The sequence below is a fragment of the Williamsia sp. Y844 genome, from assembly GCF_056786475.1.
On record NZ_JBXCJB010000003.1, the window covers coordinates 300,666 to 326,451 of the forward strand.

The following is a 25,786-nucleotide window of genomic DNA, read 5'->3' on the forward strand; positions in this document are numbered from 1 at the left end:
GTGACTAGTCGAGGTAGTCGCGCAGGACCTGCGAGCGCGACGGGTGCCGAAGCTTCGACATCGTCTTCGATTCGATCTGCCGGATCCGCTCGCGGGTCACGCCGTAGACCTGACCGATCTCGTCGAGGGTGCGCGGCTGTCCGTCGGTGAGTCCGAAGCGCAACCGGACAACGCCGGCCTCACGCTCGGACAGCGTCTCGAGGACTGACTGCAGTTGATCCTGGAGAAGTGTGAACGAGACGGCGTCAACGGCCACGACTGCTTCGGAATCCTCGATGAAGTCACCGAGCTGGCTGTCGCCTTCGTCACCGATGGTCTGGTCGAGCGAGATCGGCTCACGCGCGTACTGCTGGATTTCCAGCACCTTCTCCGGCGTGATGTCCATTTCCTTCGCCAGCTCTTCCGGAGTGGGCTCACGGCCCAGATCCTGGAGCAGCTCACGCTGGATACGACCGAGCTTGTTGATGACCTCGACCATGTGCACCGGAATACGGATGGTGCGGGCCTGATCGGCCATCGCGCGGGTGATCGCCTGACGAATCCACCAGGTGGCGTAGGTCGAGAACTTGTAGCCCTTGGTGTAGTCGAACTTCTCGACCGCACGGATCAGACCGAGGTTGCCTTCCTGGATGAGGTCGAGGAAGGCCATGCCGCGGCCGGTGTAGCGCTTCGCCAGCGAGACCACGAGTCGAAGGTTCGCCTCGAGCAGATGGTTCTTGGCCCGGCCGCCGTCGCGGGAGACCCACGACAGGTCGCGACGCTGCGCGACGGTGAGCTTCTCGCCTGCCTCGGCGAGTCGACGCATCCGCTCGGTGGCGAAGAGTCCGGCCTCGATGCGCTTGGCGAGCTCGACCTCTTCCTCGGCGTTGAGCAGTGCGACCTTGCCGATCTGCTTCAGGTACGCGCGGACCGAGTCGGCAGAGGCGGTGAGCTCGGCATCCTTGCGGGCCTGGCGCAGTGCCTCGGACTCGTCCTCGTCCCAGACGAAGTCGCCGGACGCCTTGTCGGACTCCGACGGTTCGTCTTCGGCCTTCTTGGTCTTTGCGGCAGCCTTGCCGGGAGCTGCGACGGCGACCGCGGGGGTGGTCTCGTCGTCATCGTCATCATCGACGGTGACGTCTTCGAGTTCGTCCTCGTTCACATCGATGTCGTCGATCGAGGCTTCATTCTCGACGTCGATGCCGTCGACATCGCCGTCCTTGGGACCACGCTTGGCGCCGGCCTTCTTCGCAGGCGCCTTTTTGGCGGCCTTCTTGGCCGGGGCCTTTTTGGCGGCTGCTTTCTTTGCGGGCGCCTTGCGTGCCCGCGGCGCGGTCACCGACTCTGATTCCGATTCCGACTGCTCGGCATCTGGTTCAGTTTGGCGGGTCTTCGTGGCTGCCACGTACTACCTTTCGGGCTATCTACACGACACTGTGCCGCGGGGAGGTGCGTCGCGGCGGCAGTGTCAGGCCGAGTGAACTCGGCGAAGCTGGGGCTTGGGGGAACCGGCTCGAAGCCAGCCTGTGTGCCATTGTAACGGCACTCAGGGCCGCAACCCCGCAGCCACCGCCATCGCGGCGCCGACAATGCCGGCCGTATTCTGCAAAGTCGCCGGTACAACCGGTGTTCGGTTGGTCAGAAGTGGAATCCATTTATGGGCTTTGCGGCTGATCCCGCCGCCTGCGATGAACACCTCGGGCCAAAACAGCGCCTCGTAGGCACTCAGCACCTTGGAGACTTCTTTGGCCCAGTGGTGGTACGAGAGGTCGTTGTCTTCTTTGACCTTGGAGGACGCCTGGTGTTCGGCTTCCTTCTTACCGACCTGCATGTGACCGAGCTCGGTGTTGGGTATGAGCACACCGTTGTACATGATCGCCGAACCGATGCCGGTGCCGAATGTCAGCAACATGACCACGCCGTTGTAGTCCTTGCCTGCGCCGTAGTGTTCCTCGGCCATCCCGGCGGCGTCGGCGTCGTTGAGGACCGACAGCGAGCGGTCGCCGAGCTCGGCGGTGAGGAGTTCATAGACGTCCGTACCGATCCAGGACTTGTCGATGTTGGCCGCCGTCCGCGCGATCCCGCCTGTCACCACAGCGGGGAGGGTCACCCCGACCGGACCTGTCCATTCGAAATGGTCGACAACCTCACGGATCCCGCCGGCGACGGCCTGCGGTGTGGCCGGATGGGGAGTGAGGACCTTGAACCGTTCGCCGATGAGCTCACCGGACTCGAGGTCGACGATGCCGCCCTTGATCCCCGAACCGCCGACGTCGATCCCGACGGCCTGGCTCGGGTTGGCTGATCGGGTGGGATTGCCGTCTGCGGATTCACTGGACACGGTTGTGGCTCCTTCGCTCGACTGTTGCGGATAGGGGTGCGCCCTGCGCCGCCGTTGTTCAGGCTAGTCAGCCGGGCCGGGTTCTGCGTGTTGTCACGCGAACTCTCCGCACCTGGTGCGATCGGGCCGGTCCGGCGGTGATGGAGCTCGGTGTGCTCACATGTAGGTGTGCCCCAACTCGATCCACATGAACTGACCGCTGTCGCCATTGCGGTGGCCGAAGAGGCCGCGCGACACGTCCGAGCCAGGCGACCGGAGGTCTTCGGGCACGGCGTCGTGAATCCATCTGCGCCGCAGTCGGTGTCGACCAAGAGTACTGATACGGATCCGGTGACGATCGTCGATACGGAATCGGAGTCGTTGATCCGGGACGTGCTGGCCGCCAGGCGTCCCGGCGATTCGATTCTCGGTGAAGAAGAAGGCGGATCGGTGACGGTCCCGGCCGGGGTGCGCTGGGTGGTCGATCCGATCGACGGGACCGTGAACTTTCTCTACGGCATCCCGGCCTACTCGGTGTCGATCGGTGCGCAGGTGGACGGTCGGACCGTCGCGGGTGCGGTTGTCGACGTCGCCCGCGGTGTGACGTATTCGGCAACCCGCGGCGGCGGTGCCTTTTCGGACGACGGATCGGGACCGGTGCGATTGCGCTGCAACGCTGTCGACGAGGTGGGCCTGGCGCTGGTGGCGACCGGATTCGGTTACGCAGCCTCGCGCCGCGAAGTGCAGGGCGCCTTGATCGCACGACTGTTGCCACAGGTCCGGGATCTGCGGCGGATCGGTTCGGCGGCTCTGGACCTGTGCATGGTGGCCAGTGGGGCCGTCGACGCGCACTACGAACACGGTCTGAGCCCCTGGGACTGGGCGGCCGGATCCCTGATCGCCGAAGAGGCGGGTGCGATCGTCCGGATACCCGCCGCGACATCACGCGGCAGCGCCGGGGACGTGACGCTGGCGATGGCGCCGGGCATCGCCGACGACCTGCGGGCGTTGCTGGCCGAGATCGGCGCGTTGGAGCCGATCCCGGTTCAGCAGGACGCTTCGTGAACCGCTGAGACCAAGGCCGGGTCGGATCCGGTGTTGGGGTCTTGTGGGTTCGCGCTGCGCAGGGTGTCGAGGACGGCCAGTGCATCCTGGCTCTGCCCGTTGTCGCTGAAGGACTCGCCGATGGACAGGTCGACGACCGTGTCGGGGCGCCCGTCGTTGATCAACTGGGTGCAGGGCGCGGCGATCCACAATGCGGCGGCGGCGGCTTTGCCCGCGTCCCCGAAGCGGATCTGCCCGAAGCAGTCCAGATTGCGGTCCGGATAGAGCGGGTCGTCGCCATAGGCGCCCTCGGGGGTTCCCTGGAATCCCAGGGAGGTCAGATCATCGAGGACGGTCTGCGCCTTGCCCTGCTCGTCAGTGGCGTTGAGCACTCTGATCTGGAATCCGGACAGTGCCGCGGGGGAGACTCGGAGCATCTCTTCACGATCGGCAGGTGTGCCGACCACCGGCGCCGGTGATCCGGGTGTTGCTGACGGTGCGGAAGGCTGCGGGCAGTCGACCGGCGCGGCCTCGGTACCGCTCGATGACAGCGCACCGATCCATACGATCGCTGTGATCAGTGCCAACACCACGGCGACGATGATCGCGGGCAGGTAGCGCCGCCGACGGAACGGGCGACCGTGGTCGTCGGTGGGATAGCCATAGGTGATCTGCGAAACCATGGGCTGCTGGTGCCTTCCGCTTCAGATGTGGACGAGCGAGTCAAACTCTAAACGGTCGCGACCCCCGCGTTCGGCAGCGACCGACCGGGAATGTTTTCACCGTGGGAGTGTTGTTGACTCCATGGAGCGGCTGGGCTAGGATTCAGCCGCCTCAGCTTGGATAACCCGAAACTCGGGCATTCAATAAACTGTGGCGAACATCACAATATACTTGCCCTCATGAGCAACGAATCCCTTCGTAGGAGTTGTTGATCAAAGGGCACTGTCGCGGACTTTGCAGACGAGGAACGTGCGCGGCTTGTTGGGACACGCGGGACCTGCTCACATCGGGTACCTCGGGTCGCAGGTGCTTCTACCTAAGGCGGAAATATGGCAACTGATTACGATGCGCCCCGGCGCACTGAATCCGACGAGGTCTCCGAGGACTCACTCGAGGAACTGAAGGCACGTCGGAGTGAAGCGCAGGCGGCCTCGGTCGATGTGGACGAAGGCGATATCGCCGAGTCCTTTGAGCTCCCGGGCGCTGACCTGTCCGGCGAGGAACTCTCTGTTCGGGTGATCCCGAAGCAGGCTGACGAGTTCACCTGCACCAGCTGCTTCCTTGTGTACCACCGAAGTCGGCTGGCAACGGAGAACGGCAACTCGCGCATTTGCGTCGACTGCGCGTAATCACCTGCAGCAGACTGATAGACAACAACACCGCGTCGGTGGTGTCACCCAGGCAAGTGGCCTGGGGACACCACCGACGCGGTTGTGTTTTGGGGCAGCGACGAGTTCGGGTCCGAAACGTGCGACCGCCCGGGACCCGGGTCAGTCGGATGATTCAGACGCCGCGTCGGTCATCCCGAGTGCGGTGACCAGCTCGGCCGGGTGGCGGGTGCTGACGAGCCAGTAGGGCGTCGGGTCGTCGGGATCGTCGAGAACCAGCAGCACCATGGTCTTGACCCAGAACTTGTGGGCGAGGAATGCGGCCGGGTCGAGCTGGCGGCCGAGGGCCGCGCTCTTCGCGCTGGCCGGGATGACCGCGGCCCGGTCGATCAGGTCGATCGGCAGATGGGCATTGCCTGCCCACAATTCGCCGTCGGTGACCCGGATGCGGGTGCGGCCCATCGACCAGAGCAGCCAGGCGGCCAGCGGCGCGAGTATGACGTAGGCGATCGGGCTGAAGGTGCTGTCATGCAGGGCGAGCTGGATCTCGTAGCCGAGTAGGCCGATGACGATTGCCGCGACCAGCCACCACCACAGCGGTACGTGCAGGCGTTCGTCGTGAAGGATCGCCCGGCTGTCGTCGCTGCCGTTGTCATGGGTCTGGAAAGGGTCTCCGGCTGTGTCGGGTGATGGGAATGGAGGCACGGCGCCAGCGTAGTCTTCCCGTGTGGCAACCGATCCTGGCAGCACCCCTGCCGACGCACCATTCCTCGCCGTCCAGCCATCCGGACAGGTCGCCATCAGGCGACTTGATCCGGGCATCGAACTACCCCGGCGGGCACACCCCGGGGATGCCGGCGTCGACCTGTCGAGCGCGATCGATATCGAACTCGCGCCCGGGCAGCGGGCACTCGTGCCGACCGGGATCTCCATCGCTCTGCCCATCGGAACGGTGGGCCTGATCCATCCGCGATCGGGACTCGCCGCGCGCGCCGGTCTGTCGATCGTCAACACGCCGGGCACCGTCGATGCGGGATACCGCGGCGAGATCAAGGTCTGCCTGATCAATCTGGACCCACACGAACCGATTGTCATCGCGCGAGGTGACCGCATTGCGCAGCTACTGGTTCAGCGGGTCGAACTCGTCGACTTCGTCGAAGTCGACGAACTGGACGAAACGAGCCGCGGCGCAGGCGGTTACGGTTCGAGTGGCGGTCACGCGAGGTTGGACGCGAACGCGTCGGAAAGCAGCTGAGAAATGGCACGCGAAAAACGAACTCGGGGTATCAGGCGGGGACACCCCACCGAGGAACCCGACACGAGCACCGGGCCCAAGCAGATCGGCAGTGGTCAGGGTCCGTACGACATCGATGATCTGGCCTCCGGCTCGACATTCGACAACTCACATCTCGATCTCGGTTCGGTCCTCGTTCCGGTGGTCGAGGGCGGGCAGGTGACCGTCGAGATGTCGGTCGACCATCAGCCGCAGTCGGTGTTCCTGGTGACACCTCACGGGCGGATCACCGTTGCCGCATTCGCTGCCCCCAAGACGAGTGGACAGTGGCGCGATGTGGTGAGCGAACTCACCGAATCCCTCAAGGCGGAGGGCGCGGAGACGGCCATCGAAACCGGCTTCTGGGGTCGCGAGGTGGTGGCGACCGTTTCCGGTGGAGTACATCGTTTCATCGGTGTCGACGGCCCGCGCTGGATGATCCGTTGTGTGGCGAGCGCGCCGACCGCGGGCGCCGAGAGCCTGGCGAAGGTGGCTCGCGCGGTGGTCAGCGAGACCGTGGTCCGGCGCGGCGACGACCCGCACCCGCCGCGTACCCCGTTGCCGATCGTCCTGCCGCCGGTACTCGCCGAGCAGGTGGCCGCCGCGCAACAGGAGATGGTGACCTCCGGGACGATGGACGCGAACGCGGCGCCCGCGCCTGCGGCAGACAATGCGCAGGCCCAGTCCGCGCAGGCGACGGTGCGGATACAGGGCCAGCCGCAGCCGGCTGCAGCAGAGCCGGAAGAGAAAGCGGCCGAGACCCCGCCGCCGGGAACCGGTTCGCGAGGTTCGGCGATGCAGCAGTTGGGTAATCGCCCGAAGCGCTGAAGGTCCGAAGGTCTGAAAGCGTCAAGCGGTCAGTTGGCGCCAGCCGGCGAGGCATTGCCTGCCCAGCACGGCGGGATCTGCGCCCAGTTCGTCGAGGGTGATCGTCTGCAGGAGCGATCGCGGGGCCACGTCGCACCAAGCCTGTGCCACCTCGAACGGGTGGACCGGGTCGTCGATGGTCGCGGTGATCGACAGCGGCACAGACAGTTCGGCGATTTCTGCAGCGATCGGAGCGTGGTAGCCGGCGGCCTCGCCGAGCATCGCATCCAGGACCGGCGCGGTGGCCCGCCACGACCGCGCCAGTTCGGTGGCCAGCCAGCCGGGTGTGCCCGCCGTCATCGCTTCGATGGTGGCGTCGAGACCGGTTCGGGCGAGCTGGTCACGCGTCAACAGTGCGCTGTGTGCGGCCGGCGCAGTCGCCGGATCTCCGAGCCACGGGGGCAGCGCAGCCAGTACGCCTGCGCACAGGGTCGGGTTCTGCAGCGCCCACCGGACCGCCACACAGGCGCCGATGGACACGCCGGCGGCGAGGACCCGGTGGCCTGCCGCTGCGGCCTGGTCGAGTGCCTGCTCATAGCTATTGATCAGACCGTTGGTTGTCGGGTCGACGGCAATCACCGGGATGGTCGCGTCGGCAAACGCGCGACCGGCGAAATCGCCGTCAGAACCTGTTCCGGGCAGGGCCACGATCACCAGATCCCGGTTTGCGGCGGTGGTCTGCGACACAGGCGTGAGCGGCATGTGATGATCTTGCCGCGGCGAGTGGAACTCGGCACTGCCGGGGTCTACCCTGGCGAGAGCAACAGCCCGCCGACCACGTACATCTGGTGATGTGGCGGCACGATTGAATTGGCGAAAGGGTGCGTAGCGCCATGACCGCAGGCGGATATCTCAAACGCCTCACGCGCAGACTTACCGAAGACCTCGAGCAGCTCGACGCCGAGAAGATCTCCGAGCAGTCCCAGCAGAACGGTGCCCAGCGCGCCTGTGATTGTTCAGCCGGTGACGAAGTCACCATGCAGGGCGAACTACGATCCGTGCAGACCTGCGCCAAGACGGTGAAATCAGGTGTCGCCGCAGAGTTCTTCGACGGCACCGACGTGGTCACGCTCAAGTTCATCGGACGCAATCGCATCCCGGGTATCGAGCCGGGACGCAAGATGATCGTCCGGGGCCGGATGGGCGAGCACGACGGCCGCAAGGTCATGTTCAACCCCGATTACGAGTTGCTCGGTGAAAGCTGAGCCCGGCGGGCATCGGGAAGTTTCGGCAGAGGTCGACGAACCGCCTGCCCAGACCGTTCTCGAACAGATGGGTGGGGTCTCCGGACTCATCTATTCGTCATTGCCGATCGTGGCGTTCGTCCCGGCCAACTCGCTGTGGGGTCTGACAGTCGCGATCTACGCGGCACTTGCCGTCGCTTTCGCGATCTTCGTACTCCGGCTGGTCCGGCGCGAGCCCATCCAACCGGCCATCTCCGGTGTCATCGGAGTTGCGGTGTGCGCGTTCATCGCCCACCGAACCGGCGACGCCAAGGGCTTCTTCCTCTTCGGCATCTGGACCACACTGCTGTATGCCGGGGTGTTTGCGGTGTCGATCCTGTTCCGGTGGCCCCTGGTCGGGGTCATCTGGAACGGCGTGAACGGCAACGGAACTCATTGGCGCAGCCATCGTCGGACCCTGCTGGCCTACGACATCGCCACGGCGGTGTGGGCGGCACTGTTCGGTGTCCGCTACCTGGTGCAGTCATTTCTCTACGACAATGACCAGACCGGCGGCCTGGCCGTGGCGCGCATCGCGATGGGCTGGCCCCTGACCGCTGCCGCCGCCCTTGCCACGGTGCTCCTGGTTCGCTGGGCCCAGAAGAACGAAGACGACGAAGAAGACGAGGCAGCGGCACTGCCGGAAGCCGAGGGCCCGGGCGAGACTAGCGAGCAGGCGCCGCCGGCTCGATGATGGCGGCCCGGAGTTCACCCTCTGCTTCTGCCGGCACGATGAAGACCAGTTCGTCGCCGCCTTCGACGGCGTCGTCGGGTTGCGGAACGATCACCCTGCCACCGCGCAGGATGGTGACGAGTGCGGCATCGCGCGGCAGGTTGAGTTTCCGGACCGGCTTGCCTGCCAGTGAAGTGTTGTCGGGCAGGGTCATCTCCACCAGATTGGCCTGACCCCGCCGGAAGGTCATCAGCCGGACGAGATCGCCCACCGAGACCGCCTCTTCGACAAGCGAGGCGAGCATTCGCGGGGTGGACACCGCCACATCGACACCCCAGTCCTCGTCGAACAGCCACTCGTTCCGGGGGTCGTTCACCCGGGCGACCACCCGCTGGACCGCGAACTCGGTTTTGGCGAGCAGGCTCACCACCAGATTCGCCTTGTCGTCACCCGTGGCGGCGATGACGACGTCGAACTTGTGGAGCTCGACCCGTTCGAGGTTGTCGAGTTCGCAGGCATCACCGCCGACCCAGCGGGCTCCGAGCACGGCTTCTTCGTCGATGTGATCGGGATTGCGTTCGAGGAGGAGCACCTCGTGCGAGTTGGCGAGCAGCTCACGGGCGATCGATCGCCCGACAGCGCCTGCGCCTGCTATCGCGACCTTCATGTTTCTTCCTTCGGTCTGCGGGGGGCTTCGGGTCAGTCGGTTTCTGGGGCGAGGGTGCCCGCCACAGCACGAACTTTGTCGAGATTGTCGATCAACGCTGCAACGAAGACCTGATCATTCTGTTGCAGAACGGATTTGGGACCGGGCAACAGCGGCTTGCCGAGTCGGTTGACGAAGCTGATCCGCGAACCCGTCTGCTCCTGGAACAGCGTGAACGAGGTACCCACCCAGGACTCGTGGATGTTCAGTTGGACGAGCGCGACCTGGCCGGAAGGTTCGGTCCAGGCGACGTCGCCGGTGTCGGCGGCCCCGCCGAGTGCCGACATGAACCGATCCGTGGTCCAGGGCACGGTGGCCACGGTCGGGATACCGAGACGTTCGTAGACGGCCGCGCGTTTGGCGTCGTAAATCCGGGCGACCACCTTGGGCACGCTGAATGTTTCGCGCGCGACGCGCGCGGCGATGATGTTGGAGTTGTCTCCCGACGAGACGGCTGCGAACGCATCCGCACCTTCGATACCGGCTCGTCGAAGTACTTCCTGATCAAAACCGACACCCTTGACGGTGGTGCCCGTGAATCCATCGGGCAGACGGCGAAATGCCGTCTGATCTCGATCGATGATCGCGACCGCGTGCCCGGCATCCTGCAACTGGCCGGCAAGGGACGCCCCGACGCGACCGCATCCCATCACCACAACACGCATGCTGACTCCTCGCTGATCTCACCCGAGCAGATGCTCTCCGGAACGGTACCGCGACCGGCGTGGCCTTACGTCACCGCAGGCCCTATTGTTGCCTGGTGTCCACGGTGTCCAAGGCCTCAACGGCGACGAAACGGTTGTTGCTCGGGCGTCCATTCCGCAGCGACACGCTCGGTCATACGCTGCTTCCCAAGCGGATCGCGTTGCCGGTGTTCGCGTCGGACGCGATGTCGTCGGTTGCCTATGCGCCGCAAGAGATCTTCCTTGTGCTCTCGGTTGCCGGGCTGTCGGCGTACACCTACACCCCGTGGATCGGACTGGCGGTCGCGCTGGTGATGGCGGTGGTCGTCGCGAGTTATCGGCAGAACGTGCACGCCTATCCGTCGGGCGGTGGCGACTATGAGGTGGCCACCACCAATCTCGGACCCACTGCGGGCCTGACCGTCGGTAGCGCATTGCTTGTCGATTATGTGCTGACCGTTGCGGTCTCGATCGCCTCGGCCGCGGAGAACGTCGGCTCGGCGGTACCTTTCGTGCAGGAACACAAGGTCTGGTTCTGCGTGGTCGCGATCGTCCTGTTGACGTCGATCAACCTGCGCGGGCTGCGAGAATCGGGTACCGCGTTCTCGATTCCCACCTATGCCTTCATCGTCGGCATGGTGGTGATGCTGTTCTGGGGGTTCCTGCGCGTATTCGTGTTCGGGGACAACATCGAGTCCGAAACTGCGGGCTACGAGATCGTCGCCGAAGAGAACCACCTCGTCGGAATCGCATTTGTCTTCCTTGTCGCACGCGCCTTTTCGTCCGGTTGTGCCGCGCTGACCGGGGTGGAGGCCATCTCCAACGGCGTGCCGGCCTTCCAGAAGCCCAAGTCGCGCAACGCGGCCACCACGCTGCTGCTGTTGGGAACCATCTCGATCGTCCTGCTGATGGGGATCATCCTGCTGGCCAAGGAAATCGGTGTGAAGTACGTCTCCGATCCGGCCAAGGATCTGATCGGCGCACCGGCAGACTACGAGCAGAAATCACTCATCGCGCAACTGGCACATGCGGTGTTCGGCGGATTCAGCCCCGGTTTCTACTTCGTGACCGTGGTCACCGCACTGATCCTGGTGCTGGCCGCGAACACCGCATTCAACGGGTTCCCGGTACTCGGATCGGTGCTCGCGCAGGATCGTTACCTCCCACGGCAGCTTCACACCCGCGGCGATCGGTTGGCCTTCTCCAACGGCATCCTGTTCCTGGCCGTTGCCGCCATTGCGTTCATCGTCGCCTTCGGTGCCGAGGTGACCGCCCTCATCCAGCTCTACATCGTCGGTGTCTTCGTGTCGTTCACCCTCAGTCAGATCGGAATGGTCCGGCACTGGACCCGGCACCTCAAAACCGAAGGTGACCCCCGGGCCCGGACCCGGATGATCCGTTCGCGGATCATCAACAGCATCGGACTGGTGATGACCGGGTCGGTGCTGATCATCGTGCTCGTCACGAAGTTCCTTGCCGGAGCCTGGATTGCGATCCTGGCGATGGTCGCGATCTTCGGCCTGATGAAACTCATCCACCGGCATTACGCGTCGGTGCAGGCCGAGCTCGACAATTCCGACTACGAAGCCGTGCTGCCGAGCCGGACCCATTCGATCGTGCTGGTCTCGACGCTGCATCTGCCGACCCGACGGGCGCTGGCGTTCGCCCGCGCCACCCGTCCGGACACCCTCGAGGCCATCACGGTGAACGTGGACGAGCGGGACACCCGAAAGCTGGTGGCGCAGTGGGAGGACAGTGACATCACAGTTCCGCTCAAGGTGATCGCCTCGCCGTACCGCGAGGTGACCCGTCCGGTCATCGAGTACGTCCGGCGGCTACGGCGCGAGTCGCCGCGGGACGTGGTGACAGTCTTCATCCCCGAGTATGTGGTCGGTCACTGGTGGGAGCAGATCCTGCACAACCAGTCCGCGCTGCGGCTCAAGGGCCGCCTGCTGTTCGAACCGGGTGTGATGGTGACGTCGGTACCATGGCAGCTCAGCTCCTCGGATCGGCGAAAGCGTGACCGCACCTACATCGCACCAGGCGACACCCGTCGCGGTGTCGGCTCGCCCCCTGCCGGTCCGACACCAACAGAGAAAACAGGTTTGTAGTGACCGGCTCAGTGCCCAACAACGACGTCAATGGGCCCAACAAAGACGTCAATGGGCTCAATCAGGACCTCGATGAGCCCAATCAAGACCCCGATCGACCCGCCCATGCTTCCGTAGGAGCCGGCAAAGGTTGGCTGGGTACCGAATTCGAGATCACCGTCGACCGCTTCGGTCACGGTGGAATCGGGGTCGGCCGTCGCGATGGCCGAGTGGTGTTCATCCGCCACGCATTGCCGGGCGAAACACTGCGGGTGGTGGTGACCGAGGATCGTGGCAAGGGTTTCTGCCGCGCAGAGATCCGCGAGATCCTGCAGGCCTCACCGCACCGCATCGACGCGGTCTGCCAGGTGGGTGCCCCGGCGTATGCCGGTGGTGCCGGTGCGGGTTGCTGTGACCTCTCGCACACCACCGGTGCGTATGCCCGCGAACTGAAATCGCAGGTCCTGTCCGAGCTGCTGGGCCGGATGGCAGGTATCGAGTGGAACGGCGAGGTGGTCTCGCTCGACCCCGACGCCACCGAGGCCCCCGAAACCAACTGGCGGGTGCGTGAACGCCTCTTCATCGATGCACAGGGGCGTCCCGGAGTGCGCGGATACCAATCACATTCGGTCATCCCGCGTCTGGATTGCGCGCAGCCCGTTGTCGGGATGGTCGACGGCCTCGACGAGTTCGGCAACCTCGAGCCCGGTTCCGAACTGATGCTGACCGTCGGCGACGACGGTAGCCGCCACGTGGTCCACATCGCCGCCGCGAACGAACCGCACCGCGGTGGACGCGGAAAACGGCCGCAGTCGGGCCGACGACGGACACAGCAGCAGCGGGCACAACGTTCGACCGTGCGCCGTGAGGTGTTGCTGGCGGGGGAGCCGACCGTGCGTCGAACCGTCGGTGGACGCACCTGGGAGCTCCCCGTGACCGGATTCTGGCAGGCCCACCGGCTCGCGGCATCCGGTTACAGCGCCACCGTGCGCAGCCTGCTGAGGTCGTCCGGGTTGCCGCGCTCGGTGGTGGCGTGGGATCTGTACGGCGGGGCCGGGGTGCTGGCGGGGGCTGTGCTCGATGAGAACGACGAGTCCTGGGGTACGGCCCGCGTTCACATCGTCGAGGCCGACCGCGGCGCGACCGCCGCCGCCGACCTCACCTTCGCCGACGACCATCGAGTCAAGGTTCATCGGGGCAGTGTGCTGACAACGGTGACCGACCTGCCCTCGCCCGACGTGGTCATCGTCGACCCGCCGCGGTCAGGTGCCGGCCGTGAGGTCGTCGAACGGATCACGGCGGCCGGGCCCGCAGCCGTCATCGCGGTCGGCTGCGATCCGGCGACATTCGCCCGTGACCTCAGCGACTACCGCCGCGGTGGATACGAGGTCGACACGTTGCTCGGTTTCGACGCGTTTCCACTGACCCACCACATGGAGGCGGTGGCGCTGCTGCGCCCCGCAACTGGGGCGAGCGCGTAACCAATCCCTACTGCTCGCGGTCTCGAAGAATCCGTAGAGTGGAAGATCACAAGTCGTCGCAGCCCGATGGCACCGGTGGCGAAGTACGTCTTTCGCCGCGAGATACATCATTGAGAGGATGTTGGATGAGCGTGCTGGATTCGGTTGATTCGCCCGCCGACCTGCGCGAACTGACCGTTGCGCAGATGCAGGATCTGGCCGGCGAGATCCGCGAGTTCCTGATCGCGAAGGTCTCCGCCACGGGTGGTCACCTCGGACCCAACCTCGGTGTCGTCGAGACGACCCTGGCCATCCACCGGGTCTTCGATTCACCGAACGATGCTGTGCTCTTCGACACGGGACACCAGAGCTACGTCCACAAGATCGTCACCGGCCGCAAAGATCGCTTCGACACCCTTCGTCAACGTGGTGGTCTGACCGGTTACCAGGAACGTGCCGAGAGCGAGCACGACTGGATCGAATCGTCGCATGCGTCCGCGGCCCTGTCCTACGCGGACGGACTCGCCAAGGCCTTCGAGCTGACGAAGCAGGACAGGCACGTAATTGCCGTGGTCGGCGACGGCGCACTCACCGGCGGCATGTGCTGGGAGGCCCTCAACAACATCGCGGCCGGCGATCGCCCGGTTGTCATCGTCGTCAACGACAACGGACGGTCCTACGCGCCGACCATCGGCGGTTTCGCACGGCACCTGTCCGGCCTGCGCCTGCAGCCCGGTTACGAGCGTGTCCTCGACGAGAGCCGGCGGGCAGTGCTGAAACTGCCGTTGCTCGGCCAGATCGCCTACGCCGCGCTACACGGCCTCAAGACCGGCATCAAAGATGCACTGGCACCGCAGGCGATGTTCACCGACCTCGGCATCAAGTACGTCGGGCCGGTGGACGGACACGATCAGGAAGCGCTGGAAAACGCGCTCCGCCAGGCCAAGTCGTTCGGTGGTTCGGTGATCGTGCACACCGTCACCCGTAAAGGCATGGGGTATCACCATGCCGAGAACCATGTCGCCGACCGGATGCACGCGACCGGCATCATGGATCCCGAGACCGGCAAGTCGACCAGCGTCTCGGCGCCGGACTGGACCTCGGTCTTCTCGGCCGCGCTGGTGGAGGCGGGCAGCAATCGCGAGGACGTCGTCGCGATCACCGCGGCCATGCCAGGTCCTACCGGTCTCGCGGCGTTCGGTGAGCGTTTCCCGGATCGGATGTTCGACGTCGGTATTGCCGAGCAGCATGCGCTGACCTCGGCCGCCGGCCTCGCCCTCGGTGGTCTGCATCCCGTGGTTGCGCTCTATTCGACATTTCTGAACAGGGCCTTCGACCAGTTGCTGATGGACGTTGCCCTGTTGAAGCAGCCGGTGACGCTGGTGCTCGATCGGGCCGGGGTCACCGGACCCGACGGTCCGAGTCACAACGGCATGTGGGATTTGTCGCTGATGTCGATCGTGCCGGGGATGCGCGTGGCCGCGCCCCGCGACTCGGCGCGTCTGCGTGAGGAACTGGCTGAAGCGCTGGAGACCAACGACGGACCCACCGCGCTGCGATTCCCGAAAGGTGCAGTCCCGGAGGACATCCGCGCGGTGGAACGACTTTCCGACGGCACCGATGTGCTGCACCGGCCCGCACGCGGTGAAAGCGCTGACGTGTTGATCGTCGCGGTCGGACCGTTCGCGTCATTGGCGCTGGACACCGCGGCCCGACTCTCGCAGCAGGGGATCGGTACCACTGTGGTCGATCCTCGCTGGGTGCTGCCGGTGCCCGAGTCGATTGCCGGACTGGCACAGGCGCATCGATTGGTCGTGACGGTCGAGGACGGTGGCGTGCACGGCGGTGTCGGTTCGTCGGTGTCGGAAAAGCTTCGGGCCGAGAACATTTCGACGCCGGTGCGGGATGTCGGCATCGAGCAGAGGTTCTTGACCCAGGCGTCGCGGGGTGAGCTGCTCGACGAACTCGGCCTGACCGCACAGGATGTGGCCCGCGCGATCACCGCCATGGTCTCGAGTATGCAGGCACCGCTGTCGAGCGCCGACGAACAAGATCTCAACGACATCAGCTGAGCAGAGATTCGCTCCACTTTCTCGCATACGCTCCGGTTGCAACCGGAGCGTTTGTGCGTAAGTGGGGCGAATCTATTCGGCGGGTGGTGCAGTCGCGGGAGGAACGGTCGCGGGAGGAGCGGTCAGCGCTTCGGCGATCACGGGTGCGGTCAGTTCGACCTGCCAGGGGCGAGCGCCGCCTGCCGTCAATCGCTCGGCCACCGTGTCCGTCGACGGCGAAGCGATACCCTCCCAGCACAATTGGCGGACGAGCTCGGGCAGCAACAGGTTCTCAACCGGCACATCGACCCGTTCGGCGAGTTCGGTCAACCCGGCGCGAACAGCCGTATAGCGCGCTGCGGCCGCTGGTTCTTTGCCTTCCCACCGATTGACCGGCGGCAGACCGGTGGTCGGCGGCCGTCGCGAGGGCAGTTCGCTGTCGGGCAGGGTGCGTGCTGTCTCGAGCGCGTCCATCCAGCGTCCGGCGAGCCGGCGTTGGCGAGGACCACCGAAGACCGGCAGTTTGTAGAGTTCGTCCAGGGTTTTCGGGTCTGCGACCGCGGCGGCCACGATCGCGGAATCCGGAAGGATGCGACCCGGCGCGGTATCGCGCCGACGGGCCAGGTCTTCCCGCGTGTTCCACAATTGCTGCACCGCGGCCAAGGTCCGGGGTGACTTGATGGTGTGGATCTTCGAGACCCGCCGCCAGCGATCAGGGCGGGGTACGGGATCGGGCCGGGCCAAGATCGCCTCGAACTCCTGTGCGGCCCAAGTGTCCTTACCTGCCTCGACCAGTGCTGCCTGTACTGCGTCCCGCAACTCGATCAGGACCTCGACGTCGAGCGCCGCATAGTTCAGCCACTCGTCCGGCAGTGGGCGACGGGACCAGTCGGCGGCGCCGTGACCCTTGACCAGTCCGAGGCCGAGGAAGTGTTCGACCATGGCGGCCAGGTTGACCCTGGGGATGCCGGCGAGCCGGCCTGCCAGCTCGGTGTCGTAGAGCGCCGCGCACCGGAAGTTCAACTCGCGCAGGCACGGGAGGTCCTGGTCGGCGGCGTGCAGGATCCACTCCGGACCGTCGAGGACGTCGGCCACCGGACCGAGTGCCTCGGGGTGCTCGATCGGGTCGATCAGCATCGTCCCGCTGCCGTTGCGCCGGATCTGGATCAGGTAGGCGCGTCCGGAGTAGCGAAAACCCGATGCGCGTTCGGTGTCGAGGGCGATCGGGCCGGTTCCGTCGGCCAGCCGCCGTGCGGCGTCGGCGAACTCCTGCGGTGTGGTCAGGACCGGCGGAACACCGTCGGCCGGTGCAGTCAGCGGGATGGCCGGAGGCCCGGCGGGTTCTGCCGCCGGCTCCGGTGTGTCGGAATCGGTCACGCTTCGGCAAACCCGAGACGTGTCACGCCGGTCGGCGGGAGTCCGGCAGCGAGTGAGAGCACATTGCAGAAGGCTTCGACGTGGCCACTGAGGTCGTCGTTGGTGGCTGTCCACGACGCGCGCAGTTCCAGCTGATGCGCACGCGGGGGACCGGCGATGTCGCCGTAGCGAACCGAGGTCGTAGACGTGACGGTGCCGCCAAGGGCGGTCACGTCCACGCGGTCCGACTTCTCGAGCGCCTCGGTCAGCCAGCTCCAGGCAACCTCGGGCAGAAGTGGATCGGTGGCAAGATCCGCCTCCATCTCGGCCTGGATGAACGCCACCAGGCGCATCGTGCCGTTCCAGGCCTCATGGCCGTCGGGGTCGTAAAGCAGGATCAATCGGCCGAATGCGGTCCCGTCGGAATCTGTAGCGATGTCGCCGTCGTCAGGTTGGGTCACCTCTGCGCCGACGGCGTAACTGTAAGGCGCAAGTCGTTGTGGTGGACGTATGCTGCCGAGTTCGATCTCCGACCGGACCTTGGCCGCATGCATCGATTCGATTGCGCTGCGAAAGACCGCAGGCTCGGTCGAGGCTCCGGATGTGGTCACTGCTCGACCGTAGGGCCGATCAGGTCGGACGCAGCGGAGGCGCGCCGAGGGGCGCATGGCAGCATGTGGAGGTGATGTCTGAACATGATGCTCGCACTGTCTCTCCGCTGGTTGCGGCTGCCCGGGGGCAGGTTCCCAGTCGCCGTCCGGTGTGGTTCATGCGCCAAGCTGGGCGTTCGCTTCCAGAGTACCGGGAGATCCGCGCCGGTCGCGGGATGCTCGAGGCCTGCTTCGATCCGGAGCTGGTCTGTGAGATCACGATGCAGCCGGTCCGCCGCCACGGTGTTGACGCCGCAATCCTGTTCTCCGACATCGTTGTTCCACTCAAGGCCGCAGGCATCGACCTTGACATCGTCTCCGGTGTCGGTCCGGTGATCGCCAATCCGGTGCGCACCCACGCCGATATACAGGCCCTGCCGATCCTGAGGCCGGAGGCCGTTGGTGCGGTCTCGTCAGCGGTCAAGCTCCTCAAGGCAGAGCTCGGTGACACCGCGCTGATCGGGTTCGCCGGTGCACCGTTCACCCTGGCGTCGTATCTGATCGAGGGTGGTCCGAGCCGCAACTACGAGAACACCAAAGCGCTGATGTACTCCGAGCCCGCGGTGTGGCACGAACTGGTCGGCAAACTCGCCGACATCACGATCGCGTTCCTGCGGGTACAGCTCGAAGCCGGCGTCGATGCCATCCAGTTGTTCGACTCCTGGGCCGGGGCCCTGTCGGTCGCCGATTACCGCACCTACGCCAGGCCGCATTCGGCTCGGGTGTTCGCCGAACTCGCGTCCTACGACGTACCGCGCATCCACTTCGGTGTCGGAACGGGTGAATTGCTGCACGACATGGGTACCGCGGGCGCCGACGTGGTGGGTGTCGACTGGCGGATCCCGCTCGACGAGGCTGCGCGTCGCGTCGGACCCGGCAAATCACTGCAGGGCAATCTTGATCCGGCGTTGCTGTTCGCGCCGTGGGAGGTCGTGGAAACCCACGTCCGTCGCATCGCCGCCGAAGCCGACGCCGCAATGGCCGCCGGTGCTGCGGGCCACATCTTCAACCTCGGTCACGGCGTACTGCCGACCACAGACCCGACCATGCTGACGCGGGTGGTGGAGCTGGTGCATTCGCTGTGAACCCATCGCGGTTGGCAGTGATCGGTGGCGGTATCTCCGGTCTGACGGCTGCGTATCGTCTGCGGGCACTGCTCGGGCCGAACGCCACCATCGACCTTTTCGAGGCCACCGACCGGCTCGGCGGCACCCTCAAGGGTGTCGACCTGGCCGGCGTGCGGCTTGATGTCGGCGCCGAAGCGTTCCTGGTGCGTCGCCCAGAAGTCCCGGCGCTGCTGGCCGAACTCGGCATCTCGTCGCGGATGGTGCATCCGGGCACCCTCGGTCCCCGGATTCTGGCGCGTTCGGTCCTGGAACCGATGGCGCGGCCCACACTCATGGGCATCCCCGCCGATCCGGCAGTGGTCGCGCACCTCGCCGAACCCGCCGATCTGGCGTTGATGACCGACGAACCCTCCCGCCCGCTCGAGTGGACGTCCGGTCAGGACGTCTCCATCGGGGGATTGGTCGCGCAGCGTTTCGGCCGCTCGGTGGTCGACCGCAGTGTCGATCCGATGCTCTCCGGCGTCTATTCGGCGCGGGCCGACGATCTGGGTCTGCGGGCGGTGCTGCCCGGGCTTGCCGCGAAGTTGGATGCCGGGGTATCCAGTCTCACCGCAGCTGTGAGCGACCTGCTCGGCGCCGCATCGGGGCAGGGGCCGATCTTCGGTGCAATGGCGGGTGGATACTCCGAACTCATCGACGTTCTCATCGAGCGGTCCGCGGCGACGCTGCGCACCGGGACCATCGTCACCGACATCCGTCGCGGCGACGGCGGCTGGCTTGTCGACGGCGTCGCCTACGACGGGGTCGTCTGTGCGCTCACCGCGCCGGCCGCAGCCCGGGTCATGAACTCTGAGCCCGACCTTGCGAAGCCGCTGTCGCGCGTCGACATCTCCGGATCCGCCGTGGTGGCACTGGCTTTGGGGCCGGAGGTGATCTTGCCGGAATTGTCCGGAGTGCTGGTGGCCAGCGATGAAACCGTGGTGCGGGCCAAGGCGTTCACCTTCAGCAGTCAGAAGTGGCCGCATCTGGCAGGCCACGGCGCCCTCGTCCGCGCGTCCTACGGCCGGTTCGGCGCGTCCGTCACCGACATCGACGACGATCAGCTCATCGACTGGGCCAGGCGCGACCTGTCCACCGTCATCGGGATCTCCGGTGGCCGCGGCGAACCTCTGCGTCCGGTCGACGCCGTGGTGCAGCGATGGCCTTCCGGGCTGCCGCGCTACGGGACCGGGCATGCCGAACTGATCGCCGAGCTCGATCGCAGACGTCCGCGCGGCCTGGCCCTGGCCGGTGCCAGCTACAACGGGGTGGGGGTCCCGGCCTGTGTCGGCCGGGCCGACCTGGCCGCGCGCCAACTCGTCGCCGACCTGACCGCCTGACCTTCCGCGCATCGGTGCCCCTGGGCTGCCGAGACGGTGTCGGTGGGTGGCAGTATGAAATCCATGACCCGCCTGGATTATGCCGAAATCAATGCCACCGTCCGCTATCTGATGTTCTCAGTTTTCTCGGTTCGCCCCGGAGAACTGGGTGACGATCGGACCGAGGCGATTGCCGACGCCACCAAGTTCTTCGATTCGTTGGAAGAGCGCGGCGTCGTGGTCCGCGGTCTCTACGACGTCGCCGGCCTGCGAGCTGATGCCGACTTCATGATCTGGTGGCATTCGGAAGAGGTCGAACAGATCCAGGCCGCCTACGCCGACTTCCGCCGCACCACCATCCTGGGCAAGGCCAGCAACTCGGTGTGGAGCAATGTGGCCCTGCATCGCCCGGCCGAGTTCAACAAGAGCCACATCCCGGCCTTCCTCGCCGGTGAGGAAGCGGGCAAGTACATCTGCGTGTACCCGTTCGTGCGTTCGTACGAGTGGTACCTGCTGCCCGACGAGGAGCGTCGCAAGATGCTCGCCGACCACGGCAAGGAAGCCCGCGGATACAAGGACGTGCGCGCCAACACGGTCTCGTCGTTCGCTCTGGGCGACTACGAATGGTTGCTGGCCTTCGAGGCACCCGAACTGCACCGGATCGTCGACCTCATGCGTGATCTGCGGGCCACCGAGGCCCGCATGCACGTGCGCGAGGAGACACCGTTCTACACCGGGCCGCGGGTCGAGGTCGACAAGTTGATCGCCTCCCTGCCCTGATCTGGCGGCACACATAGACGAGCCGGATATACGAAGACGAGCCACACATATGTGGCTCGTCTTCGTATATCCGGCTCGTTTGCGCCGGTGGTGTCAGGTTTGTGGCCGTGGCGTCAGGCCAGTTGTTCGGCCTGGATCGGTTGATCTCGCTTTCGAAGATCGAGGTACCGGAAGAGCAGCGAACAGAACACCGCGATCATCAGCAGTGACCAGCCCCAGGTGACCTTGTTGTATTCGATGGCCCGACCGAGTGCTTCCCACCGAATCGAGTAGTAGGCGTCGAAGGTGAAGCAGCCGTAGATGCCCAGCCAGGCCGGCCAGTTCCGGATGGCCGAGCCACGCATCAGCACGGTCATCAGCAGCGGGAACAGGAGCATCGAGTAGTAGCCCTGGCCGAGTGAACCGACCAGCCACGAGGTGCACAGCAGAACGCCGGACGAGGTTGCCATCCACAGCAATTCGTCGGTTTTCCGGTAGTAGCGGTACAGGAACCAGAGACTGAACGCCGCCATCGCCACAAAGGCCAGACGCAACAGCCAGACCAACCAGGTGTCGACCCCGAAGTAGGCGCCGCTGCCGACGATCGAACTGTTGTAGTAGTCGCGGGCCTCGAAGAGGTACGGCGCTGTGCGGGTGAAGAAGTCCATGGGGTCGGCCGACAGCGGCCAGGCCATCGCGGTCAGCAGGATCGGCATTCCGATCGCGCCGATGAACACCTTCCACTGCCGGTTGAGCAGGGGCAACAGGAGCAGCACGGCCAGAACCGGTTTGACCGCGATCGTGATACCCAACGGGATACCGGCCCACAGATCCTTGCGTTTGAGTGCCCAGGTCATGAACAGCAATTCACCCAGCAGTACAAAGGAATTGAAGTTCACGAAGATCAGCGTGTGCGCGACGCTCTCGGACAGGAAGAACACGAACAGCACCACCGGCATCACCGGGGAGCGCCACGAATACCCGAACATCCGGGTGATCAGGAAGGCGCAGAAGACCAGGACTGCCGCCGAGGCGAAGATGAAAAGCCAGCGGGCTTTTTCCGGGTCGAGATACCCCAGCGGCGCCATCAGCATGGTGCCGGACGGCGGATACAGGTAATGCGGATCGACGGTGTTGTAGTTGCCGTCGTAGACGGGTTCGTTGCGCAGAAACGCGAGTGCGGCCTGGTACACCGGTGCGAAATCGTCGGTTCGATCGCCGTTGACACCCAGGATCAGAGACCGCTGGATCACCATCAGGATGGCCGCAGGCCACAGCACCATCGTCACTATGCGGCCGATGTCGACCTGCGGAAACAGCAGCCGATCACGGATCGTTGCAGGGCTGGTCGTCACATGTTCGTCGTCGCGGGTGTCATTCATCGGCACTGCCGCACCGTACTACGGTCGCCGGTGGTCGCGGCGGCCGACACGGGACTCAGGCCGGACATGCGCCCGTCGTCGGGGGCTCCCCGGAGCGGGCGTACGACATGACCGCCTCGCCTGCACAGTCGGAGTGGGCGGTCACCGAGTACCCGAGCCCTTCCCACGTCAGCATCGAGAAGTCGGCGCCGGCCGCCACCAAACCGCCGTTGACGCCGTCCGTCGCCACGGGACCGTTGATCGGGTCGCCTGCGCCCCGGAGGACCAGGACGGGCACCGGCAGCTCGCGCAGGGACGGCGCGGCGTCGCCGGAGGGGAATCCGTTGCATCGCAGGAGACCGAGCGCCGTATTGCCTCCGGTCAGGGGGTACTGCTGACTCCACTGGGTGATGAGGTCCGCGACCTGGTTCTGGCCGACGGGTTCGGTGGTGTCGTTGCAGCGCGAGAGCAGCTGACCGTCGCTGCCGCGCAGCTCCCTGGCCTGCTCGATCGCCGCGCGCAACGGACCGATAGTGCCGTCGTCGGCCTTGCTCAGCATGTCGGAGGTGGCCGCGATGACATCGGGCCGGTCACCGGGTGTCAGCGCGATGGTGGTGGTCAGCGCGAGCAGGATGTCGGTATCGGAGAGCCCGCCGACCTCACCGGCACGGGCCCGGTCGAGGAGCCCGGCGATGGTGGCCGCGGGATCGGCGCCGAGTGAACAGCTCACCGCCCGGCACTGTTCGGCGAAGGTGCGCAGGGCGGCAGTGGTTCCCTCCGCGATCTGCTGGGCCGAGCTCTGGGCGTTGGCGCCGTATGGGGCCGGGGTGTCGAGGATCAGCCGTGCAACGTGGTCGGTGTACAGACCGGCGTACGCCAGTGCCACAGCGGCGCCGTTCCCGACCCCGATGATCCCGATGCGCTCGACGTCCCACAGGACGCGCAGTTCCTCGAGGTCCGCGGCTGCGTTGTTGGTGGTGAATTGCACCTGGTGGGGGCTCAGGGTCTCCGTGCAGCCGTCGGATGCCGACGTCGCGGCGGCGGTGAGGCGGCGTTCGCGGTCCGCGGTCGCATCGGCAGGCACGCTGAAGCCGTTGCTCAGGAGCGTGTTGCGTTCGAGGTTGGTCATGCAGTCGAGGGGGAGCGACTCGCCGGTGCCCCTACGGTCGACGGCGACCACCGGGTTGCCTGCCAGTAGGGCGGCGCCGTCTCCGGAGGCCAGCGACACCAGGGTTCGGGCCGAGGCGAGATCGGTGCCAGAGGTCAGGACCAGCGGTGGCGCGTCGGCAGGAGTCGCCGATGATCGGGCCCGCACCGCGGACACCAGGACAGAATCCATGCTCTGGACACCGGGTGTGACCGAGTTCGTGTAGTTCGCGCAGTCGAGGGTGATGCCGTCGGGCAGCGAGGCGACGCCGAAACGATCGACCGTTTGGTCGGTGCATTCGCTCCAGTTGAGGTCCGATGCGGGCGCGTCCAGTGGAGGCGGGGCCTTCGCGGTCGATGGCGCCTGCTCCCCATTTCCGTCCTGCTTGATCACCAGATCGGGGCCGGGGTCCGGACCGGCGGAACAACCGGCGAGCGTGCCGATCGTCACCGCCATGGCAACCGCGCACAGTCGGAGCCGGCGGCGGATCACGGTGGGGCGTCGCATGATGGCGAGGGTACTGGCCGCCGGTGTCATCGCGGATCGCGCACCCAGCGCACGTACAGGTAGTCCTGGTCGTCGGCGAGGACGTGTGCCCGTCGCATCCGGCGGCCGGCGGTGCCGCCCGCGGTGAGGTGCTTGGTATCTCCGGCGGTGAGCAGCGGTGCGACCGTGACACACAACTCGTCGAGCAGATCCTGTTCGAGCAGTGTGCCGAGCAGCGACGGACCGCCTTCGCAGAGGACCCGCGGCCTGCCACTGCGGGCCAGGTGGGCGGCAACCGCGGTCATGTCGACACTGTCGGTGCCGCAATCGACGAGCGTGGCACCGGCCTCGAGAAGGCGTGCGCGCGCGTCAACGGGAGCGTTGCGGCAGGTGAGGATTTCGGTGTCGGCATCGGTGATGAGCGGATTGTCGGAGGGGATGCTGAGCGAGCTGCTCACCAATGCCAGTGTCGCCCTCGGGGATTGACCCAATCCGGTGCGACGCTCGGCGAGGTCGGGGTTGGCCTGCACCGGCCCGTAGCCTTCCGCGATCGCGGTTCGAGCCCCGACGACGACCACGTCGGCCAACCCGCGCAGCACCATGAACAACTGGTGGTCGCCGTCGCCGCCGAGGCCACCGGAAAGGCCGTCGACCACCGCGGCGCCGTCGATGGAACCGATCATGTTCGCGCGCATCACCACGCCGTCGGCCGGCGCCGGGGGATAGGCGTAGAGGTCCGCGAGAGCCTCGGAACCGATGTCCGCCACCGTGGTTTCCGCGCTGTCGTTGCACCGGGTTCCTGTGAGCTGGGTCGCTTTCGTCAATGGGTGCACGGAACCATTCTGACCACTTGACTAGGCTCTCGACATGCCAGCACGTCTGAGCGACCGCACGCCGCAGGTCGCACCCGAGGCCCTCATCGGTGAGATGGTCCCGCCGTCGATGTTCGACGAGGTCAGTTTCGACTCCTACATACCCGATCCCAACGAGCCGAGCCAGGCTCAGGCGGTTGCTGCTGCACGCGCATTCGTCGAACGTGCCAAGAAGGTCAAGGGCGGCAAGAAAGGCCTGTTCGGACGCAAGTCCGCATCGCAGGCCGGAATCGGGCTCTACCTCGACGGCGGATTCGGTGTCGGTAAGACCCACCTGCTGGCCTCGATCTATCACGCGATGCCCGAACCCAAGGCGTTCGCGACGTTCGTCGAGGTGACGCACGTGGTGGGTGCCCTCGGTTTCGTCAACGCCCTCGAGCGACTCTCGGACCACACGGTGCTGTGCATCGACGAGTTCGAACTCGACGATCCCGGTGACACGATGCTGGTGTCACGGTTGCTGACCGAACTCTCGGCGAAGGGCGTCTCGATCGTCGCGACGTCGAACACGTTGCCCGGACAGCTCGGTGAGGGCCGTTTCGCAGCCCAGGACTTCCTGCGGGAGATCAAGAAGCTGTCGGCGGTCTTCGAATCCATTCGCGTCGACGGCCCCGACTATCGCCATCGTGACCTGCCGCCCGCGCCCGATCCTCACTCGGATGCCGAACTGCGGGAACTGGCTGAGAACACTCCGGGCGCCACCCTCGACGACTTCGACGAGCTGTGCGCGCATCTGGCCAAACTGCACCCGTCGAAGTACAAGGCATTGGTCGAAGGCGTCAGCGTCGCCTGCGTCTCCGGGGTGCACCCGGCCGCCGATCAAACGGTGGCATTGCGGATCGTCGTCCTCGCCGACCGGTTGTACGACGCAGGTATCCCGCTGATGGTCTCGGGCTCGAAGCTCGACGAGATCTTCACCGAAGAGATGTTGAACGGTGGTTACCGCAAGAAGTACCTGCGAGCGACCTCTCGTCTGCTGGCGCTCTCGCGGTTCGCCGAATCCAGGTAGCCGGCAGCGACTCGATCCGGG

Annotated in this window: 25 protein-coding genes; 13 read left to right on the top strand and 12 right to left on the bottom strand. The window is 65.8% G+C overall.

Annotation, left to right across the window (positions count from 1 at the left end; translation table 11 throughout):
- Positions 1–4 precede the first annotated feature (4 nt).
- Both AC1TQG_RS18210 and ppgK read right to left on the bottom strand, forming a co-directional pair.
- A complete protein-coding gene (locus AC1TQG_RS18210) occupies positions 5–1,384 on the bottom strand; it encodes an RNA polymerase sigma factor (protein WP_482139254.1) in 1,380 nt (459 codons plus the stop codon).
- A gap of 141 nt (positions 1,385–1,525) precedes the next feature.
- Positions 1,526–2,320: a polyphosphate--glucose phosphotransferase gene (ppgK, locus tag AC1TQG_RS18215; RefSeq protein ID WP_482139255.1), complete on the bottom strand. Its 795-nt coding sequence runs from the start codon at positions 2,318–2,320 to the stop codon at positions 1,526–1,528.
- Between the two features lie 168 nt (positions 2,321–2,488).
- On the opposite strand from ppgK, the gene AC1TQG_RS18220 reads away from it, so the two are divergent.
- The gene (locus AC1TQG_RS18220) at positions 2,489–3,364 is read left to right on the top strand and encodes an inositol monophosphatase family protein (RefSeq protein ID WP_482139256.1); all 876 of its coding nucleotides are present in this window, start codon (positions 2,489–2,491) and stop codon (positions 3,362–3,364) included.
- On the opposite strand, the gene cei is transcribed toward AC1TQG_RS18220, so the two are convergent.
- Complete coding sequence (gene cei, locus AC1TQG_RS18225; RefSeq protein WP_482139257.1) at positions 3,346–4,026, bottom strand: envelope integrity protein Cei; 681 nt, start codon at positions 4,024–4,026, stop codon at positions 3,346–3,348. The two genes, AC1TQG_RS18220 and cei, sit on opposite strands and share 19 nt — an antisense overlap.
- A 369-nt stretch (positions 4,027–4,395) precedes the next feature.
- On the opposite strand from cei, the gene AC1TQG_RS18230 reads away from it, so the two are divergent.
- Positions 4,396–4,695, top strand: a complete 300-nt coding sequence (locus AC1TQG_RS18230; RefSeq protein ID WP_482139258.1) for a DUF4193 domain-containing protein — start codon at positions 4,396–4,398, stop codon at positions 4,693–4,695.
- A 141-nt stretch (positions 4,696–4,836) separates the two neighbouring features.
- Here the strand turns inward: AC1TQG_RS18230 and AC1TQG_RS18235 are convergent, their stop codons facing one another.
- Positions 4,837–5,424: a DUF3093 domain-containing protein gene (locus AC1TQG_RS18235; protein WP_482139259.1), complete on the bottom strand. Its 588-nt coding sequence runs from the start codon at positions 5,422–5,424 to the stop codon at positions 4,837–4,839.
- A gap of 49 nt (positions 5,425–5,473) precedes the next feature.
- On the opposite strand from AC1TQG_RS18235, the gene dut reads away from it, so the two are divergent.
- Together dut and AC1TQG_RS18245 are read left to right on the top strand one after the other, a co-directional pair.
- Entirely contained in the window at positions 5,474–5,929 is a 456-nt protein-coding gene (dut, locus tag AC1TQG_RS18240) for a dUTP diphosphatase (protein ID WP_482139892.1), read from the top strand.
- A 3-nt stretch (positions 5,930–5,932) separates the two neighbouring features.
- Positions 5,933–6,775, top strand: a complete 843-nt coding sequence (locus tag AC1TQG_RS18245; RefSeq protein ID WP_482139260.1) for a DUF3710 domain-containing protein — start codon at positions 5,933–5,935, stop codon at positions 6,773–6,775.
- Positions 6,776–6,796: 21 nt separating this feature from the next.
- Here the strand turns inward: AC1TQG_RS18245 and AC1TQG_RS18250 are convergent, their stop codons facing one another.
- Positions 6,797–7,516 carry an alpha/beta fold hydrolase gene (locus tag AC1TQG_RS18250; protein ID WP_482139261.1) on the bottom strand — a complete coding sequence of 240 codons (720 nt, stop codon included), beginning with the start codon at positions 7,514–7,516 and terminating at the stop codon, positions 6,797–6,799.
- Between the two features lie 131 nt (positions 7,517–7,647).
- On the opposite strand from AC1TQG_RS18250, the gene AC1TQG_RS18255 reads away from it, so the two are divergent.
- Positions 7,648–8,019, top strand: a complete 372-nt coding sequence (locus tag AC1TQG_RS18255; RefSeq protein ID WP_482139262.1) for an OB-fold nucleic acid binding domain-containing protein — start codon at positions 7,648–7,650, stop codon at positions 8,017–8,019.
- A 67-nt stretch (positions 8,020–8,086) separates the two neighbouring features.
- Positions 8,087–8,731 carry a DUF3159 domain-containing protein gene (locus AC1TQG_RS18260; protein ID WP_482139894.1) on the top strand — a complete coding sequence of 215 codons (645 nt, stop codon included), beginning with the start codon at positions 8,087–8,089 and terminating at the stop codon, positions 8,729–8,731.
- Here the strand turns inward: AC1TQG_RS18260 and AC1TQG_RS18265 are convergent.
- Positions 8,703–9,377, bottom strand: a complete 675-nt coding sequence (locus AC1TQG_RS18265) for a potassium channel family protein (protein WP_482139263.1) — start codon at positions 9,375–9,377, stop codon at positions 8,703–8,705. The genes AC1TQG_RS18260 and AC1TQG_RS18265 overlap by 29 nt on opposite strands.
- A 32-nt stretch (positions 9,378–9,409) precedes the next feature.
- Positions 9,410–10,081, bottom strand: coding sequence for a potassium channel family protein (locus AC1TQG_RS18270; protein ID WP_482139264.1), 672 nt, complete (start codon positions 10,079–10,081; stop codon positions 9,410–9,412).
- A 95-nt stretch (positions 10,082–10,176) separates the two neighbouring features.
- Here AC1TQG_RS18270 and AC1TQG_RS18275 point away from each other — a divergent pair, with 95 nt between their 5' ends.
- From AC1TQG_RS18275 to dxs, 3 genes are all read left to right on the top strand, one after another.
- Positions 10,177–12,210: an APC family permease gene (locus tag AC1TQG_RS18275; protein ID WP_482139265.1), complete on the top strand. Its 2,034-nt coding sequence runs from the start codon at positions 10,177–10,179 to the stop codon at positions 12,208–12,210.
- Positions 12,210–13,670 carry a class I SAM-dependent RNA methyltransferase gene (locus tag AC1TQG_RS18280; protein WP_482139266.1) on the top strand — a complete coding sequence of 487 codons (1,461 nt, stop codon included), beginning with the start codon at positions 12,210–12,212 and terminating at the stop codon, positions 13,668–13,670. The genes AC1TQG_RS18275 and AC1TQG_RS18280 overlap by 1 nt, the downstream gene beginning before the upstream one ends.
- A 125-nt stretch (positions 13,671–13,795) precedes the next feature.
- A complete protein-coding gene (gene dxs / locus AC1TQG_RS18285; RefSeq protein ID WP_482139267.1) occupies positions 13,796–15,721 on the top strand; it encodes a 1-deoxy-D-xylulose-5-phosphate synthase in 1,926 nt (641 codons plus the stop codon).
- Between the two features lie 72 nt (positions 15,722–15,793).
- Here dxs and AC1TQG_RS18290 read toward each other — a convergent pair whose 3' ends face one another.
- Both AC1TQG_RS18290 and AC1TQG_RS18295 read right to left on the bottom strand, forming a co-directional pair.
- On the bottom strand, positions 15,794–17,077 hold the full coding sequence (locus AC1TQG_RS18290; RefSeq protein WP_482139268.1) for an HRDC domain-containing protein: 1,284 nt from the start codon (positions 17,075–17,077) through the stop codon (positions 15,794–15,796).
- Positions 17,074–17,667, bottom strand: a complete 594-nt coding sequence (locus tag AC1TQG_RS18295; RefSeq protein WP_482139269.1) for a DUF3000 domain-containing protein — start codon at positions 17,665–17,667, stop codon at positions 17,074–17,076. The genes AC1TQG_RS18290 and AC1TQG_RS18295 overlap by 4 nt, the downstream gene beginning before the upstream one ends.
- Before the next feature lie 74 nt (positions 17,668–17,741).
- Between AC1TQG_RS18295 and hemE the strand changes: the two genes are divergently transcribed.
- The 3 genes from hemE (at position 17,742) to hemQ (ending at position 20,911) form a co-directional block, all read left to right on the top strand.
- A complete protein-coding gene (gene hemE, locus AC1TQG_RS18300) occupies positions 17,742–18,791 on the top strand; it encodes a uroporphyrinogen decarboxylase (protein WP_482139270.1) in 1,050 nt (349 codons plus the stop codon).
- On the top strand, positions 18,788–20,152 hold the full coding sequence (hemG, locus tag AC1TQG_RS18305; RefSeq protein WP_482139271.1) for a protoporphyrinogen oxidase: 1,365 nt from the start codon (positions 18,788–18,790) through the stop codon (positions 20,150–20,152). The genes hemE and hemG overlap by 4 nt, the downstream gene beginning before the upstream one ends.
- A gap of 63 nt (positions 20,153–20,215) precedes the next feature.
- Positions 20,216–20,911 (top strand): hydrogen peroxide-dependent heme synthase, encoded by a 696-nt coding sequence (gene hemQ, locus AC1TQG_RS18310; protein ID WP_482139272.1) that lies wholly within the window; start codon positions 20,216–20,218, stop codon positions 20,909–20,911.
- Positions 20,912–21,024: 113 nt separating this feature from the next.
- Here the strand turns inward: hemQ and AC1TQG_RS18315 are convergent, their stop codons facing one another.
- The 3 genes from AC1TQG_RS18315 to AC1TQG_RS18325 are packed head-to-tail and all read right to left on the bottom strand — an operon-like array spanning position 21,025 to position 24,717.
- A complete protein-coding gene (locus AC1TQG_RS18315) occupies positions 21,025–22,272 on the bottom strand; it encodes a glycosyltransferase family 87 protein (protein ID WP_482139896.1) in 1,248 nt (415 codons plus the stop codon).
- A gap of 55 nt (positions 22,273–22,327) precedes the next feature.
- Complete coding sequence (locus AC1TQG_RS18320) at positions 22,328–23,905, bottom strand: alpha/beta hydrolase (protein ID WP_482139273.1); 1,578 nt, start codon at positions 23,903–23,905, stop codon at positions 22,328–22,330.
- A gap of 26 nt (positions 23,906–23,931) precedes the next feature.
- Positions 23,932–24,717 (bottom strand): dihydrofolate reductase family protein, encoded by a 786-nt coding sequence (locus AC1TQG_RS18325; protein WP_482139274.1) that lies wholly within the window; start codon positions 24,715–24,717, stop codon positions 23,932–23,934.
- 34 nt (positions 24,718–24,751) lie between these two features.
- On the opposite strand from AC1TQG_RS18325, the gene zapE reads away from it, so the two are divergent.
- On the top strand, positions 24,752–25,765 hold the full coding sequence (zapE, locus tag AC1TQG_RS18330; protein ID WP_482139275.1) for a cell division protein ZapE: 1,014 nt from the start codon (positions 24,752–24,754) through the stop codon (positions 25,763–25,765).
- Positions 25,766–25,786 lie beyond the last annotated feature (21 nt).